This is a genomic window from Geodermatophilus amargosae, assembly GCF_041028265.1.
Taxonomy (GTDB): Bacteria; Actinomycetota; Actinomycetes; order Mycobacteriales; family Geodermatophilaceae; genus Geodermatophilus; species Geodermatophilus amargosae_A.
On the sequence record NZ_JABGCW010000002.1, the window covers coordinates 366,533 to 381,817 of the forward strand.

The 15,285-nt window shown below is 75.3% G+C and carries 13 protein-coding genes; 4 read left to right on the forward strand and 9 right to left on the reverse strand.

The features are described 5' to 3' along the window. Window positions 1–67 precede the first annotated feature (67 nt). From HLV61_RS02730 to araA, 3 genes are read left to right on the forward strand one after another with little or no spacing between them, the layout of a single operon-like run. On the forward strand, window positions 68–1,690 hold the full coding sequence (locus tag HLV61_RS02730) for a xylulokinase (RefSeq protein ID WP_369252712.1): 1,623 nt from the start codon (window positions 68–70) through the stop codon (window positions 1,688–1,690). Next, a complete protein-coding gene (locus tag HLV61_RS02735) occupies window positions 1,687–2,361 on the forward strand; it encodes an L-ribulose-5-phosphate 4-epimerase (RefSeq protein WP_369252714.1) in 675 nt (224 codons plus the stop codon). The genes HLV61_RS02730 and HLV61_RS02735 overlap by 4 nt, the downstream gene beginning before the upstream one ends. Window positions 2,362–2,375: 14 nt before the next feature. Beyond that, a complete protein-coding gene (araA, locus tag HLV61_RS02740) occupies window positions 2,376–3,884 on the forward strand; it encodes an L-arabinose isomerase (protein WP_369252716.1) in 1,509 nt (502 codons plus the stop codon). Window positions 3,885–3,956: 72 nt separating this feature from the next. On the opposite strand, the gene HLV61_RS02745 is transcribed toward araA, so the two are convergent. The 7 genes from HLV61_RS02745 to HLV61_RS02775 all read right to left on the reverse strand — a co-directional run bounded on the left by HLV61_RS02745 (window position 3,957) and on the right by HLV61_RS02775 (window position 11,517). Beyond that, window positions 3,957–5,207 (reverse strand): DUF3500 domain-containing protein, encoded by a 1,251-nt coding sequence (locus HLV61_RS02745; protein WP_369252718.1) that lies wholly within the window; start codon window positions 5,205–5,207, stop codon window positions 3,957–3,959. Next, window positions 5,197–6,048 carry a fumarylacetoacetate hydrolase family protein gene (locus HLV61_RS02750; RefSeq protein WP_369252978.1) on the reverse strand — a complete coding sequence of 284 codons (852 nt, stop codon included), beginning with the start codon at window positions 6,046–6,048 and terminating at the stop codon, window positions 5,197–5,199. Before HLV61_RS02750 ends, HLV61_RS02745 begins: the two co-directional genes overlap by 11 nt. After that, on the reverse strand, window positions 6,048–7,244 hold the full coding sequence (locus tag HLV61_RS02755) for a glycoside hydrolase family 1 protein (protein WP_369252720.1): 1,197 nt from the start codon (window positions 7,242–7,244) through the stop codon (window positions 6,048–6,050). Before HLV61_RS02755 ends, HLV61_RS02750 begins: the two co-directional genes overlap by 1 nt. Beyond that, window positions 7,241–8,164: a Gfo/Idh/MocA family protein gene (locus HLV61_RS02760; RefSeq protein ID WP_369252722.1), complete on the reverse strand. Its 924-nt coding sequence runs from the start codon at window positions 8,162–8,164 to the stop codon at window positions 7,241–7,243. The genes HLV61_RS02755 and HLV61_RS02760 overlap by 4 nt, the downstream gene beginning before the upstream one ends. After that, window positions 8,161–9,798, reverse strand: coding sequence for an FAD-dependent monooxygenase (locus tag HLV61_RS02765; protein WP_369252724.1), 1,638 nt, complete (start codon window positions 9,796–9,798; stop codon window positions 8,161–8,163). Before HLV61_RS02765 ends, HLV61_RS02760 begins: the two co-directional genes overlap by 4 nt. Before the next feature lie 183 nt (window positions 9,799–9,981). Continuing rightward, window positions 9,982–10,887 carry an alpha/beta hydrolase fold domain-containing protein gene (locus HLV61_RS02770; protein ID WP_369252726.1) on the reverse strand — a complete coding sequence of 302 codons (906 nt, stop codon included), beginning with the start codon at window positions 10,885–10,887 and terminating at the stop codon, window positions 9,982–9,984. Window positions 10,888–10,959: 72 nt separating this feature from the next. After that, the gene (locus HLV61_RS02775) at window positions 10,960–11,517 is read right to left on the reverse strand and encodes a quercetin 2,3-dioxygenase (protein ID WP_369252728.1); all 558 of its coding nucleotides are present in this window, start codon (window positions 11,515–11,517) and stop codon (window positions 10,960–10,962) included. Window positions 11,518–11,665: 148 nt separating this feature from the next. On the opposite strand from HLV61_RS02775, the gene HLV61_RS02780 reads away from it, so the two are divergent. Next, window positions 11,666–12,427 (forward strand): dihydrodipicolinate synthase family protein, encoded by a 762-nt coding sequence (locus HLV61_RS02780; RefSeq protein ID WP_369252730.1) that lies wholly within the window; start codon window positions 11,666–11,668, stop codon window positions 12,425–12,427. An 85-nt stretch (window positions 12,428–12,512) separates the two neighbouring features. Here the strand turns inward: HLV61_RS02780 and HLV61_RS02785 are convergent, their stop codons facing one another. Then, the gene (locus tag HLV61_RS02785) at window positions 12,513–14,231 is read right to left on the reverse strand and encodes an IlvD/Edd family dehydratase (protein ID WP_369252732.1); all 1,719 of its coding nucleotides are present in this window, start codon (window positions 14,229–14,231) and stop codon (window positions 12,513–12,515) included. Window positions 14,232–14,289: 58 nt separating this feature from the next. Continuing rightward, complete coding sequence (locus HLV61_RS02790; protein WP_369252734.1) at window positions 14,290–15,267, reverse strand: alpha/beta hydrolase; 978 nt, start codon at window positions 15,265–15,267, stop codon at window positions 14,290–14,292. Between the last annotated feature and the right edge of the window lie 18 nt (window positions 15,268–15,285).

Consider the following 15,285-nt stretch of genomic DNA (forward strand, 5'->3'; position numbering starts at 1 on the left):
CCGGGCGCGGCTCCCGCGACCCGCACACGGCGGTGGCCCGACCGGCCGCCGCAGAGCAGGAGGACCGATGTCGGAGAACGCCGGCGCAGCGATCACCGGCGGTCGCACGGCCCTGGGGATCGAGCTCGGGTCGACACGGATCAAGGCGGTGCTGATCGGGCCGGACCACGCTCCGCTCGGGGTCGGCAGCCACGACTGGGAGAACCAGCTCGTGGACCGGCTGTGGACGTATGCGCTCGACGACGTCTGGACCGGGGTGCAGCAGAGCTTCGTCACTCTGGCCGAGGACGTGCAGCGGCGTCATGGGGTCGACGTGTCCACGGTCGGGGCCCTGGGCGTGTCGGCGATGATGCACGGTTACCTCGCGTTCGACGCCGACGGTGAGTTGCTCACGCCGTTCCGCACGTGGCGCAACACGAGCACGGGACGGTCGGCAGAGCGGCTCAGCGCAGAGTTCGGCATCAACATCCCGCACCGGTGGAGCGTCGCGCACCTCTACCAGGCGATCCTGGACGGCGAGGAGCACGTCGGTCGCCTGGACCACCTGACGACCCTGGCCGGCTACGTGCACTGGAAGCTCACCGGCGAGAAGGTCCTCGGCATCGGTGATGCCAGCGGCATGTTCCCCATCGACGACGGCACCCGCGGGTACGACGCCGGGATGCTGGCCCGGTTCGACCAGCTGGCCGCCGAGGCGGGGGTGGACCTGACCCTCGCCGACCTGCTCCCCAGGATCGAGCCCGCCGGCCATCAGGGCGGCGAACTGACCGAGGCCGGCGCGAAGCTGCTGGACCCCACCGGGCGGTTGCGCCCCGGCATCCCGCTCTGCCCGCCGGAGGGTGACGCGGGCACCGGGATGGTCGCCACCAACTCGATCGCTCCGCGCACCGGCAACGTCTCCGCTGGTACCAGCATCTTCGCCATGGTCGTGCTGGAGCACGAGCTCGCCGGGGTGCACCGCGAACTGGACCTGGTCACCACACCGGCCGGCGACCCGGTGGCCATGGTGCACTGCAACAACGGGGCCAGCGAGCTGGAGGCCTGGGCCGGGCTGTTCACCGAGTTCGCCCGGGCTCTGGGGTCCCAGGCGGACCCGTCGGCGATCTTCGAGATCCTCTTCACCGGGGCTCTCGGTGGTGCCAGTGACGGCGGCGGGATGCTGGCCTACAACTACCTCTCCGGGGAGCCGATCACCGGGCTCGAGGAGGGCCGGCCACTGTTCGTGCGATCCCCGCACAGCCGGCTCGACCTGGGCACCTTCGTACGGACCCACCTGTACTCGTCCCTGGCCACGCTCCGGATCGGCATGGACGTCCTGCAGCGAGCCGAGGGCGTGCGGCTCGACCGGATGTTCGCTCACGGCGGCCTGTTCAAGACGGAGGGCGTCGCGCAACGCTTCCTGGCCGCCGCCATCGACACCCCGGTCTCCGTCGGTGACGTCGCCGGCGAGGGAGGCGCCTGGGGCATCGCCGTCCTGGCTGCCTTCGCCGGCAGTCGCTCTCCGGAACGGAGCCTGGCGGACTACCTGGAGACCACGGTCTTCACCGGCGCGGACGTGCGGACAGCCGAGCCGGACCCGGTCGACGTCGCCGGATTCGACGCCTTCATGCAGCGCTACGTCGCCGCGCTCCCGGTCGAGCGGGCCGCCGTCGACCACGTGAGTCCCGCCCAGCGAGGAGAACCCCGATGACCGCCACCCTGACCGAGCGCGGCTCGCACCGCGAGCAGCGCGGCCACGTGGCCCGCCTGCACGCGGAGCTGACCCGCTACGGGCTGGTGACCTGGACGTCGGGCAACGTCTCCGAGCGGGTCCCCGGCGAGGACCTGTTCGTCATCAAGGGCAGCGGCGTCTCCTACGACGAGCTGTCCTGGGAGGGCGTCACCGTCTGCGACCTCGACGGCGGCGTCGTCGACGGGGCACGCAAGCCCTCCAGCGACACCGCCGCGCACGCCTTCGTCTACCGGTCCATGCCCGGGGTCGCCGGCCAGGTGCACACGCACAGCCCGTACGCGACGGCGTGGGCGGCGCGCGCGGAGGAGATCCCCTGCGTGCTGACCGCGATGGCCGACGAGTTCGGCGGGCCGATCCCGGTCGGCCCGTTCGCGCTGATCGGCGACGACTCGATCGGGCAGGGCATCGTCGACACGCTGCGCGGCTCCCGGTCGCCGGCGGTGCTCATGCGCAACCACGGCGTCTTCACCGTCGGCCCCTCGGCGCGGGCCGCGGTCAAGGCCGCCGTCATGACCGAGGACGTGGCGCGGACGGTGCACCTGTCCCGCCAGCTCGGGGAGCCCGTCCCCATCGCCCAGGAGCACGTCGACGCGCTGTACGCGCGCTACCAGAACGTCTACGGACAGTGAGGAGGGGCAGCCCCGTGGTCGCAGACCCGTACGCCCAGCACGAGGTGTGGTTCCTGACCGGCAGCCAGGGGCTGTACGGCGAGGACACGCTGCGGCAGGTCGCCGAGCAGTCCCAGCGGGTGGCCGCGGCCCTCGACGAGGCCGGCGAGGTGCCGGTCCGGGTGGTGTGGAAGCCCGTGCTCACCGACGCCGGGGCGATCCGCCGGACCATGGGCCAGGCCAACGAGGACCCGTCCTGCGTCGGCGTCGTCACCTGGATGCACACCTTCTCGCCGGCCAAGATGTGGATCTCCGGACTCGACGCCCTGCGCAAGCCGCTGCTGCACCTGCACACCCAGGCCGACGCCGCCCTGCCGTGGGCGACGATCGACATGGACTTCATGAACCTCAACCAGGCCGCGCACGGCGACCGGGAGTACGGGTTCGTCCTCACCCGGCTGCGCATGCCACGGACGACGGTGGCCGGGCACGTCTCCGACCCGCGGGTGCGCGCCCGCGTCGGTTCGTGGGCGCGGGCGGCGGCCGCGGCCACCGCGGTCCGCTCGCTGAAGCTGGCCCGCTTCGGCGACAACATGCGCGACGTGGCCGTGACCGAGGGCGACAAGGTCGAGGCCGAGATCCGCTTCGGCGTCTCGGTGAACACGTGGGGCGTCAACGACCTCGTCGCCGTCGTCGAGGCGGTGGAGGACAAGGAGGTCGACGCGCTCGTCGAGGAGTACGGCGACCTCTACGACCTCTCCGACGGCGCCCGGCCGGGCGGGCCGCAGCACCGGTCCGTCCGGTACCAGGCGCGCCTGGAGGCGGCGCTGCGCACCTTCCTCGAGGACGGCGGCTTCGGCGCCTTCACCACCAACTTCGAGGACCTCGGCGGCCTGCGCCAGCTCCCCGGCCTGGCCGTCCAGCGGCTGATGGCCGACGGCTACGGGTTCGGCGGCGAGGGGGACTGGAAGACGTCGGTCCTGCTGCGCACGCTCAAGGTCGCCGGTGCCGGGCTGCCGGGCGGGACGTCGTTCATGGAGGACTACACCTACGACCTCACCGGGACGCCGCGCGTGCTCGGCGCCCACATGCTCGAGGTCTGCCCGACGATCGCCGGCGGGCGGCCCCGGGTGGAGGTGCACCCGCTGTCGATCGGCGGCCGCGAGGACCCCGCCCGGCTGGTGTTCACCGCGGCACCGGGCGAGGGCGTCGTCGTCGGGTGGTGCGACCTCGGGGACCGCTTCCGCTGGGTGGCCAACGAGATCGACCTCGTCGAGCCCGGCGAGGAGCTGCCGAACCTGCCGGTGGCCCGCGCGGTGTGGCAGCCGCGCCCGGACTTCCCGACGGCGACCGAGGGCTGGCTGACCGCCGGGGGCCCGCACCACACGGTGCTGTCCACCCAGCTCGGTGCCGACGAGCTCACCGACCTCGCCGAGGTGTTCGGCACCGAGCTGGTGCTCATCGACGCCGACACCACCCGCCGGTCACTGACGAGGGAGCTGCGCTGGAGCGCGGCCTACCACCGGCTGGCGCAGGGGTTGTAGCCGCACGTCCTGGCTCACCGGAGCGCGTCCTGGCTCGCCGTCGACGGTGAGCCAGGACGCGGCACGATCAGGTCACCTGATCGTGCGTGACTCCCACTCCCGGACCCAGGCGCGGCCGTAGTCGTTGCCGTGCGGGGTGCGCAGCACGGTGTGCACGTGGAAGGGCTTCGGGGTGTCGTAGTCGAGGAAGACGCCGCAGTGGTGGTCGAGCTCGGCGATCACCACCGGCGACTGCACCCGGTAGTAGAAGACGTCGCCGGGCGCGTGCCCGCCGATCCAGGAGAACCACGTCTCGTCCAGGTGCGCCCCGACCTCGCGCACCCGCGCCGCGCGCGGGCCCTCCGGCAGCAGCCGCACGAAGGTGGCGACGACGTCGAGCACGCGGGCGCGGGCCTCCGCCGACACCTCCGACAGCCGCACGCCCTCGACCGGGATCACGCGGTTGTCCTGGAACGCGCCGGCCAGGTGCCGCTCGTCGCCGGGGTGCACGCGGCCGGGTGGCATCGCCGGGTCGACCATCCGCTCGTAGACGGTGGCGGTCGCCCGCTGCTCCGGCGTCAGCGCGGCCATCACGGCCAGGCCGGCGTCGATCCGGTCGGCGAAGAGGTCGGCGACGCCGGCGTGCGGGCCGTCGTCGATCTCGTCGGGCTCGGCGCCCACGAACACCGGCGAGACGACCATCCGGCCCTCGACCACCAGCACGTTCACCGCGCAGTGGTGGCCGTAGAGCTGCCAGCCCCACGGCGCGCGCAGGTCGGGGGTGCCGTACAGCGCGACGTTGTAGCTCCAGTCGCCCAGCACGGTGGGCAGGTCGACGACGTCGCCGAGGAAGCCGTTGACCAGCATCGCGGCGTGCACCAGACCGGCGCCCTCGGGCGACAGCGACGCGCGCACCAGCGCCAGCGCCGCCTCTCGCACCTCCGCCGGCTGGAACTCCAGCCGCAGCCCGGTGTCGAACTGCATGAACTCCGGGTTGGCCCAGGTCTGCCACTCGGGCGCGTCCACGGGGAAGCAGGCCCGTGCGCGGTCCTCCGGCGTCAGCAGGCCGAGCAGCGCCCCGGCGGCGGCCACCATCGCGGCCACCGGCGCCTCCTCGCCGGGCCCGGCCGGCGTCAGCGGGTGCAGTCCCTCCCGGAGGACGCCGTCCTCGGTGACCCCGCGGAACGGGGCCAGGTACAGCGGCGTCCACCCCTCGACCAGGCCGCCGGTGAACGTCCCCGGCGTCCGGGCGTGCTCGCGGTAGGCGTGGGGGTCCATCCCGCGGACCTCCGCCAGCCGCGGGTGGTCGTGCGGGAACAGGTACCGGCGGAACTCACCGGCCACGGCGGGCCTCCGGACCGACGACGGTGTTGGTGAGCACCCCGAGCCGCTCGACCTCGACCTCGACGACGTCGCCGGGCTGCATCAGCCACGGGGGCGTACGGGCGTAGCCGACTCCGGACGGCGTGCCGGTGGCCAGCAGGTCGCCGGGGCGCAGCGTGAAGGTGCGGCTGATCAGCGCGAGGGTGTCGCCGACCGGGTAGACCATCTCGTCGGTGCGCCCGTCCTGGACGGTCTCGCCGTTGACCCGGGTCCGCACCCGCAGCCCGTCGCGCAGGTCGCCGACCTCGGCGGCCGGCACGAGCGGCCCGAGCGGGCCGGAGCGGTCGCCGTTCTTGCCGAGGATCCACTGCGAGGTGAGCTTCTGCGCCCGCCGCGAGGTCACGTCGTTGAACGTCGAGTACCCGACGACGGCGGCCAGCGCCTCGTCCGGGGTGGCGTCGACCAGGGTCGAGCCGACGTAGGCCACCACCTCGCCCTCCCAGTCCAGGCCGTCCTCGTCGGCGGGCACCGGGATCTGCGCGCCGTCCACGGTCAGCGACCGCGTCCAGCGGGCGAACAGCGTCGGGTACGGCGGCACCCCCTCGTCGGCGAAGGACCCCTCGGCCACGTGCCTGAGGTAGTTCAGCCCGATGCACACCACCCGGGCGCCGGGCAGCACCGGCGGGACGAACTCGACGTCGCCGGCGGGCACCGGCTCCCCGTCGGCAGGGCGCCCCAGGTGCGCGGCGGCGTCGGCCCAGAACTCCTCCAGCGGCGCCAGCACGGTCACCGCCGTGCCGTCGTCGGACAGCGCGGCCACCTCGACCGGGCCGCCGTCGCGGCGGATCCCCACGGCCCGCATCACGCGAGCCCGTTGCGGCGGGCCACCTCGCCGAGCCACGCCAGGCTCGGCTTGGGCGTCCGGGTGAAGGTCTGCCGGTCGACGGCGACCAGGCCGAAGGTGGGCAGGTAGCCGAGCATCCACTCGAAGTTGTCCAGCAGCGACCAGTGCAGGTAGCCGCGGACGTCGGCGCCGCCCTCGATCGCGGCGGCCAGCGACGTCAGCGCGTCCGTGGTGAAGCGGATGCGGTCGGCGTCGTCAGCGGTGGCGATGCCGTTCTCGGTGACGAACAGCGGCATGCCGGGCAGCACCTCCGCGGCACGGGTGACCGCGGCGCCGAGCGCCTGCGGCCGGCGCTCCATGCCATGGGCGAGGGTCTGCAGCTCCGGCGCCGGCGCGATCAGCCCGTCGGGGCCGAAGCGGGCGGCGGTGTAGACCTGCAGGCCGACGAAGTCGTCGCCGCGGGCGGCCTCGAGGAACTGGTCCTCGAAGGCGGCGCGCTCGGCCTGCATGAGCTCCTCGCCGCCGTCCTCGGCGACGTGCTCCCGGCCGACCAGCGTCATGCCGGCGTTGCGGACGTTCCCGCGGAGCACCTCCATCGACCGGGCGTGCAGGCCGAGCAGCGCCTCGGCGACCTCCTGGTCGGGGCGGGGGAGGCCCCTGATCTCCTCCCCGCGCATGGCCATCGCACCCATCACCGGCTGCGCGGCCATGAGGTTGGGCTCGTTGAGCGTGGCCACGTAGCCGGCGTCGGCGAGCACCGGCAGCACGGTCTCGGCGTAGCGGGCGATCCGGTCGCCGGCCTTCGGCCCGGTCCAGCCGCCGTCGTGCGCCAGCCAGCGCGGCATCGTGAAGTGCACGAGCGTGACCACCGGGGTCAGCCCGCGGTCGCGGCAGCCGTCGACGATCCGGCGGTAGTGGTCGAGCCCGGCACGGGAGACCTCGCCCTCCTCGGGCTCGATGCGGCTCCACTCGAGGCTGAACCGGTAGGTGTTCAGGCCCGCGCCGGCGACGAGGTCGAGGTCCTCGGGCCAGCGGTGGAAGGAGTCGCAGGCGTCGCCGCTGGGCTCGCGGAACGGCGAGTGCTCGGCGTGCTCCATCTCCCAGTGGTCGTTGTTCACGTTGCCGCCCTCGACCTGGTGGGCGGCGGTGGCGGAGCCCCAGAGGAAGCCCTCGGGGAACGTCCGGGAGGACGGTGTCGGGGACGTGGCGGTCATCGGGTCTCCTGGGAGGTCGGGACGGGCACGGCGGTGCCCTCGGACAGGGAGCGCGCGACGGCGGCGAGCAGGCGCTGCAGCCGGACGCCGGAGTGGACGTCGAGTGCGGGGGAGACCCCGGCGGCCACGGCCGCGGCGAAGTCGGCCACCATTGCGCCGCCCACGACGTCGGGGCGCTCGGCGGAGGGATCGGCCAGCACGAGCCGGCCGGCGTCGGTGAGCACCTCGGCGCGCAGCGGCCCGCGGGCGCCGGGGGTCGTCGTGGACAGCAGCACGGACCCGGCCGCGCCGCCGGCGTGCCGGGTGGTGACCAGGACGGCGCCGGCGGGGCCGGTCGCGGCACCCACCCGCTCGACCGGGCCGGCGAGTGCGACCAGCAGGTCGAGCGTGTGCGGGCCGACGTCGAGCAGGGCACTGCCGGCGGTGCGCCACGGCGTGGCGAACGGTGACCCGGGCAGGGCCGCGCCGCTGACGAACGACGTCGTCGCCGCGTCCACGGTCGTGCCGGCGGCCTCTTCGAGGAGCGTGCGCACCGCCGTCGACCAGCGGTTGGTCAGGCACAGCTGCGAGACGACGCCGGCCTCGTCCGCGGCGTCGGCCAGCGCCTCGGCGGCGGCGACGCTGGTCGCGAGCGGCTTCTCCAGCAGCAGGTGCCGGCCGGCCCGGGCGGCACGGACGGCGAGGTCGGCCTGCACGTCCGGCGGGACGGCGAGGGCGACCGCGTCGCAGCGCGCGAGCAGGTCCTCGATCGAGCCGGCGGCGACCGCGCCGTGCCGGGCGGCGAGCTCCTGCGCGGCGTCGGGACGGCGCGCCCACACCGCGGTGAGCGTCGTCGCCGGACCGGCCGCGAGCAGCGGCGCGGTCGCCATGCCCGCCCACGGTCCGGCGCCGACGAGGCCGACGCGCAGCGCGGTGCTCACCGGGACGCCGGAGCGCCGACGGTCGCCGTCCCGAGGACGCGGTCGAACAGCGCGGCGGGGTCGGCGACGGCGGGGCCGCGCCAGGCCACGTGCTGGTCGGGGCGCACGAGCACCAGGTCCTCGCCGAGCAGCTCGCGCAGCCCCGGGACGTCGGGGAGGTCGACCACGGTCAGCGGGACGCCCCGCCGCCGCGCCTCGGCGGCCACCGGCGCGGGGTCGGCCGCCGCGTCCAGCCGCAGCAGGGTGAGCTCGGGGCCGAGCCGGTCGAACAGCGAGTCGCCGTCGGCCAGCCAGGCGTGCGGCAGCCGGGCGCCGGGGTGGGCCGACGGGGTGAAGGTGGCCAGCGCCGGCTCGGGCACCGGGCGGCCGTCCGGGACGACGACGGGGGAGCCGGGGTAGTCGTAGCCGAGCACCAGGCCCAGGCTGTGGAACTCGGGGTCCTTGACCTGCAGCGCCTCGGCGAGCGCCGCGCGCAGCTCCCAGCCGGTCGGGCCGTCGTCGTCGAGGTCGTGGCCGGAGAAGGCGGGGGCGAGGAAGGCCTCCTGGCTGCCGGCCGCCTCGATCGTCCGCTGCGCCACCGGCCGGCGCTCGGGCTCGTAGCTGTCCAGCAGCGCGGCCGGCGCCCAGCCCCGCAGGACGGCGGCGAGCTTCCAGCCGACGTTCACCGCATCGCCGACGCAGGTGTTGAACCCGTGCCCGCCCCACGGCGGGTTGAGGTGCGCGGCGTCGCCCACGAGGAGCACCCGCTCGCCGCGATATCGGTCGACGAGCAGCATCCGCGCCTGCCACGGGTCGGTGGCCAGCACCTCGACGTCGATGTCGTCCCCGACCATCGCCCGCACCAGCACGACCGGGTCGGCGTCCTCGGCCACCGTGTCGAGCCCCTGCACGATCGCCCACCAGGTGCCGTCGAGGTCGAGGCGGCCCATCAGCCCGCCGCGCTCGGTGCCGATCACCCAGTAGTGGACGCCGAGGGCGCACAGCGGCCGCTCCTCCAGCGCCCGGGAGCGGAAGGTGACGCTGAGGTTGGGCAGCGCGCCGGAGGAGCCCTCGTAGCGGGCGCCGATCGCGCGGCGCGAGACGCCGGAGCTGCCGTCGCAGCCGAGCAGCCAGTCGGCGGCGACGTCGGTGGTCGCGCCGTCCGGGCCCTCGACGGTGGCGCGCACCCCCGCCGGGCCGTCGACGACGGCGGTGACCCGCGAGCCGACCAGCAGCGTGACCGACGGCAGCTCGTCGGCGGCCGCCCGCAGCAGGACCTCGACGTCGGGCTGCGGCGCCTGCTGGCCGGCCTCCGCGGCGAGCTGACGCGGCTCGGTCCACAGGCCGAAGGCCTCGGGGAAGCGGGTGATCTCGTGGCCGAACAGGCCGGTGCAGAAGACGACGTCCTGGGCGTGGGACACCGGCAGGGGAGCGGCGGCGCGCAGCCGGTCGGCCAGGCCCCAGCGGCGCAGGTGCTCCATGGTGCGGACGCTCGTCGTCTTGGCCCGCGGGCGCAGCGGGTCGAGGACCGTGCGGGGCTCGACGACGAGCACCTCGACACCCCGCCGGCCCAGCTCGATGGCGGCGGCGAGCCCGCTGGGGCCGCCGCCGGCGACGAGCACGGGCACCCGGGAGGGAACGGGGGCTTCGGACACGGGGACTCCTGTCGGGCTGCGGTGCCGGAGGAGCCTTCTTCGCGACGAAGGCCGTACGGGACCGCGGGGGATGGGGTCGGCGGGCTCGGGGGCTCCGTCCGGACACGTCGAGCATCGGTGGCGCAGGTCACCGCGACCCACCCCGATGCCATTGACCGGCAGACGGCCCCGGGTGGTTCCGGATCAGCCCGCGCGCAGGTGGGAGCGGAGGAAGGCGAGGGTCCGGTCGAGGGCGTCGGCGGCCGCCTCCGGCGCGCCCAGCCACATGTGGTCGGCGCCGTCGTAGGTGTGGAGCTCCACGTCGGCCCCGGCGTCGGCCAGGGCCGCGGACAGCCGCTCGCTCTGCACGCACGGGACGAACCGGTCGGCCCGCCCGTGCAGCAGGAGGAACGGCGGGACACCGGAACGCGCGTGGGTCACCGGGCTGGCCTGCGCCGCGAGGTCGGGGACGGCCGACGGTGCCGCGCCGAGCAGCTGCGCCTCGCGGGTGGTGGCGTCGGCCGGGTCGGCACCGGTGTCGGCAGCGACGGCGGCGACGTCGCTCGGCGCGTACCAGGCGGCCACCGCGACGACGGTGCTCGGCGGGCCGGGAACCCCGACGTCGCCCTCCAGTGCCGGGTCGGCGACCAGGCCGAGCAGCGCGGCGAGGTGCCCGCCGGCCGACTCGCCCCAGGCGGCGATCCGGTCGCCGTCGATCCCGAGCTCGTCCGCCCGCGCGCGCAGCCACCGGACGGCGGCCCTGGCGTCGGACAGCTGCGCGGGCCAGACCGCCTCGCCGGAGAGCCGGTAGTCGGCGCTGGCGACCGCGATCCCGGCGGCCGCGACCCGCTCGAAGAGGCTGCGGCCCGGGAACGCCGGACCGCCCGAGCGCCGGCTGCCCAGGCGCCAGCCGCCGCCGTGCAGGAAGACCACGACTGGGAAGGGGCCCGCGCCGGCCGGGAGGTACAGGTCCAGCTCCAGCGGGCGCACGCCCGGGATCGCCGCGTACGGGACGCCGCCGAGGAACCGGGTGCCGTCCGGGCCGGGGGAGGCCGGCGGCAGGGGCGCGGCGTGGGCCGGTGGCGGGAGCGGCAGGGCGGGGGTGGGCACGCGGGACCTCCTCGGGACGCGCGCCGGGCGCGGCTCCGCGAAGGAGCCGCGCCCGGTCGGGGAGTGCGGGACTCAGGCCTGCTCGGGCCACTCGAAGTCGCGCATGAACTGCATGTTGTGCTGCTGCGCGGCCGCCTGCATGCGCGGGAAGTCCGGGATGAAGGGCGGCTGCTCCTTCGTCGGGTGGTCGGTCGGCTGGCCCATGTGCTGGAAGAACCGCTCGAAGCCGCCGGAGAGGGTGCCCATCATCCGGGCGTCCTCGACGATCTGGTACGCGTGGGCGAACCCGGCCGGCACGTAGCCGAAGTCGCCGGGGGTGAGCAGCTGCGACTGCTTGGCGCCCTCGGCGTCCTCGAAGAACAGCCGCACCTTGCCGTCGAGGACGAAGAACGTCTCGTGGGTCTCGTCGTGCGAGTGCGTCGGGATGACGTCGCCGGCGGGGGAGTCGCTGACGATGATCCCGAACTGGCCCTGGGTCTCGTCGCCGGAGAGCAGCACGGTGAACAGGTCGCCGAAGAGCATCGCGTGCTCGCCCTCGCCGCGCCTGAGCACGTAGGGCACCGGCTTGCCCGGCAGGACGCCCTGCCACTGCGGGCCCTTCTCCGGGTCGATCAGGTACTCGAAGCTCATCTGCACTCCCGGGTCGGGGTCGGCGTTGACGGTCCGAGCATGGGTGACCGTCGTCACGCAGTCCCAGCACCGTGCCATTGAGCGGCAACCAACCTCCCGCTGCGGCCGACCCGGGCCCGCGGGCGTCCGCGGGAGCAGGATGCGGGGCATGCCCCTGTTCACCGGCGTCGGCGTCGCCCTGGTCACCCTCTTCCGCGAGGACGGGACGTCGGACGCGCCGGCCACCGCCGACCTGGCGGCGCAGCTGGTCGGCCTCGGCGTGCGGTGCGTCCTCGTCGCCGGGACGACGGGGGAGGCGGCCGCCCTGACCGCCGAGGAGCGGGACGCGCTCGTCGGCGCGGTGCGGGCGGCGGTGCCGGCGGAGGTGCCCGTGCTCGCCGGTACCGGCGCGCCCACCGGCCGGCAGGCGGCGGAGCTGACCGGGCGCGCCTTCGCCGTGGGCGCGGACGCCGTCCTGGCGCTCTCACCGCCCGGTGTCCCCGACCCGCGGCCGTACTACGAGGCGGTCGCGGAGGCGGCTGCCGGACCGCTGCTGGCGTACCACTTCCCGGGTGCCTCCGCGCCCGGGATCCCCGTCGACCTGCTGCCCGACCTGCCGGTGTCCGGGCTCAAGGACTCCTCCGGGGACGCCGCCCGTCTGCTGCACGAGCGAGACGTCCTCGCCGGCGACCTCTACACCGGCGCCACCAGCCTGGTCGGCCTGTGCGGGGCGGTGGGTGGCGCGGGCGCGCTCGTGGCGGTCGCCAACGTCGCACCGGAGGACGCCGTCGCGGCCTTCGCCGGCGACCCGGAGGCCCAGGTGCGGCTCGCCGCCGTCGACCGCCGCGCATCGGCGGACTTCCCGGCCGGCTACAAGCGGGCGGCCGCGGAGCGCTTCGGCACGTCGGGAGTCACCCGGGTGGGCGCCTGACGACAGCCTCGGGAGCATCGCAGCGAGGAACGAGCGAGGAGCGGACCGAGGCGCGGAGTCAGGCCATCGGGATCGCTGACCGCGCTCAGTGGGACTCGCGGCTCACCGCAGACCCGCTGGAGCCGACGAGGAAGTCCAGGTCCGCGCCGGTGTCGGCCTGCAGCACGTGGTCGACGTAGAGCCGCTCCCAGCCGCGCCGGGGGCCGGCGAAGCCGGCGACGGTCGCCTCGCTCGGCCGGCGCCGGGCCAGCTCGTCGTCCGGGACCTCGACGTCGATCCGCCGGGCCGCGACGTCCAGCGCGATGACGTCGCCGGTGCGCACCAGGCCCAGCGGGCCGCCGGCGGCCGCCTCCGGCGCCACGTGCAGGACGACGGTGCCGTAGGCGGTGCCGCTCATCCGGCCGTCGCACACCCGCACCATGTCGCGCACCCCCTGCTCCAGCAGTTTCCTCGGCAGCGGCATGTTCGAGACCTCGGGCATGCCGGGGTAGCCCTTCGGGCCACAGCCACGGAGGACGAGCACGGAGTCGGCGTCGACGTCGAGGCCGGGGTCGTCCAGCCGGGCGTGGAGGTCCTCGATCGAGTCGAAGACCACCGCCCGGCCGCGGTGCCGCATGAGGTGTGGCGAGGCCGCGGCCGGCTTGACGACCGCGCCGGACGGCGCGAGGTTCCCGCGCAGGACGGCGATGCCGCCGTGCTCGACCAGCGGCTCGCCGCGGGGCCGGATCACCTCCGGGTCCCAGATCGGGGCCTCGTCGAGGGCGTCGACCAGCGGCGTGCCGGTGACGGTGAGCGCGGTCGGGTCGAGCAGGTCGCGGACCTGGGCCAGCACGGCGAGCAGGCCGCCGGCGCGGTGGAGGTCCTCCATGAGGAACCGCCCCGCCGGGAGCAGGTCGACCAGCACCGGCACGCCCGAGCCGATGCGGTCGAAGTCGTCGAGGGTCAGGTCGATCCCCAGCCGGCCGGCGATGGCCAGCAGGTGGACGACGGCGTTCGTCGACCCGCCGACGGCGGCCAGTGCCACGATCGCGTTGGCGAAGGACCCCGCGGTGAGGATCGTCGAGGGCCGGCGGTCGGCGGCCACCATCTCCACCACCAGCCGCCCGGTGCCGTGCGCGGCCTCCAGCAGGCGGCTGTCCGCGGCGGGGGTGCCGGCGACCCCGGGCACGACGGTGCCCAGCGCCTCGGCGACGAGCGCCATGGTCGAGGCGGTGCCCATCGTGTTGCAGTGCCCGCGGCTGCGGATCATCGCCGACTCCGACCGCGTGAACTCCTCCGCCGACAGCGTGCCCGCGCGGACCTCCTCGGAGAGCCGGAACACGTCGGTGCCGCAGCCCAGCGGCACCCCGCGGAAGGTGCCGGTCAGCATGGGCCCGCCCGGGACGACGACGGCGGGCAGGTCGACCGAGGCGGCGGCCATGAGGAGCGACGGGATCGTCTTGTCGCACCCGCCGAGCAACACCAGCCCGTCGACCGGGTTGGCCCGGAACACCTCCTCCATCTCCATCGCGGCCAGGTTCCGCCAGAGCATCGCCGTGGGCCGGACCTGGGTCTCGCCCAGACCGAGCACGGGCAGCTCCAGCGGGGTGCCGCCGGCGGCGTGGACGCCGTCGCGCACGGCGGCCGCGACCTCGGAGAGGTGGCGGTTGCAGGGCACGAGGTCGGAGGCGGTGTTCGCGATGGCGATCTGCGGGCGGCCGAACGCGTCGTCCGGGACGCCGCGGCGCATCCACGCACGGTGGATGTAGGCGTTGCGGACGTCGCCGGAGTACCACTGCGCGCTGCGGAGGGTCACGGCCGCCATCCTCGCGCCGTGCCCGGACGGTGGTCCAGGAGAGCGCACTCGCCGGGGGCGGGGGCGGTCAGGCGGCCGTCCCCCGCCTCCGCCCGGTGCCGAGGACCACGTCGGCCATCAGTGCGAGCGCCCGCTCCACCGGCTCGACGTCGGCCGCCGGCATGGTGAGGAAGCCGTGCAGCATGCCGGGCACGAGCACCTGGCGGACGTCGACGCCGGCGAGGGCGAGCGCGGCGGTGAACGCCTCGGCGGAGGCGCGCAGGTCGTCGTACTCGGAGTTCAGCAGCAGCACCGGGCACAGGCCGGTGAGGACGGCGGTGGCCGGCATCGCGTAGCCGTCGGCCCGGCTCTCCGGGCCGCCCAGGTAGTCGCGGGTGATCGACGCGCGGTCCTCGGGCAGGAAGCGGAGCAGCCGCGGGACCTCGGTCACGAGCGCCGCGAGCGCCGCCGACGGAGCCGGGACGACGGCGTGCAGGGTCGTGTAGGCGAGCACCAGCGCCGCGGGCTGCCAGCCGTCGTCGTCGCGCAGCCGCAGGACCGCCCCGGTCGCGAGGTTGCCGCCGGCGCTGGCGCCGCCGAGCGTGATGCGGTCGGGGGCGATCCCCAGGTCGGCGGCGGAGTCGCGCACCCAGCGGACGGCGGCGACGGCGTCGTCGTGGGGGACCGGGTAGGTGACCCCGCCGACGCAGAGCCGGTAGTCGACGCTGACGACGACCGCGCCGGCCCGCTCGCACACCTGCCGGGCGGTCCAGTCGGCCTCGGGCATGTCGAGGTCGCCCGTGCGGAAGGCCCCGCCGTGCAGCCACACGAAGCACGGCCGGCCGCTGCCGCCTCCCTCGGGCTCGTAGACGCGGACCGGCACGTCGCCGTGCGGACCGGGCGCCGATGCCGAGCGGGTGGCGACGGCCGGTGGCGCGGGGGCGCCGGCGATCGACATGAAGGCGTCCAGCCGCGTGCGCTGCTCCGGGTCGGCGAGGCCCTGCTCGAAGGACTCGATGCCCTCCAGCAGGTGCAGGTTCGAGGAGATGGCGGGGTGGATCGGCACGGGGCCTCCGGCGGGTCG

Excerpts from the sequence above, each read along its gene's own strand:
- HLV61_RS02730 (WP_369252712.1), top strand. The coding sequence starts at position 68 with ATGTCGGAGAACGCCGGCGCAGCGATCACCGGCGGTCGCACGGCCCTG.
- HLV61_RS02735 (WP_369252714.1), top strand. The coding sequence starts at position 1,687 with ATGACCGCCACCCTGACCGAGCGCGGCTCGCACCGCGAGCAGCGCGGC.
- HLV61_RS02750 (WP_369252978.1), bottom strand. The coding sequence starts at position 6,048 with ATGCGGGCCGTGGGGATCCGCCGCGACGGCGGCCCGGTCGAGGTGGCC.
- HLV61_RS02755 (WP_369252720.1), bottom strand. The coding sequence starts at position 7,244 with ATGACCGCCACGTCCCCGACACCGTCCTCCCGGACGTTCCCCGAGGGC.
- HLV61_RS02775 (WP_369252728.1), bottom strand. The coding sequence starts at position 11,517 with ATGAGCTTCGAGTACCTGATCGACCCGGAGAAGGGCCCGCAGTGGCAG.
- HLV61_RS02780 (WP_369252730.1), top strand. The coding sequence starts at position 11,666 with ATGCCCCTGTTCACCGGCGTCGGCGTCGCCCTGGTCACCCTCTTCCGC.
- HLV61_RS02785 (WP_369252732.1), bottom strand. The coding sequence starts at position 14,231 with ATGGCGGCCGTGACCCTCCGCAGCGCGCAGTGGTACTCCGGCGACGTC.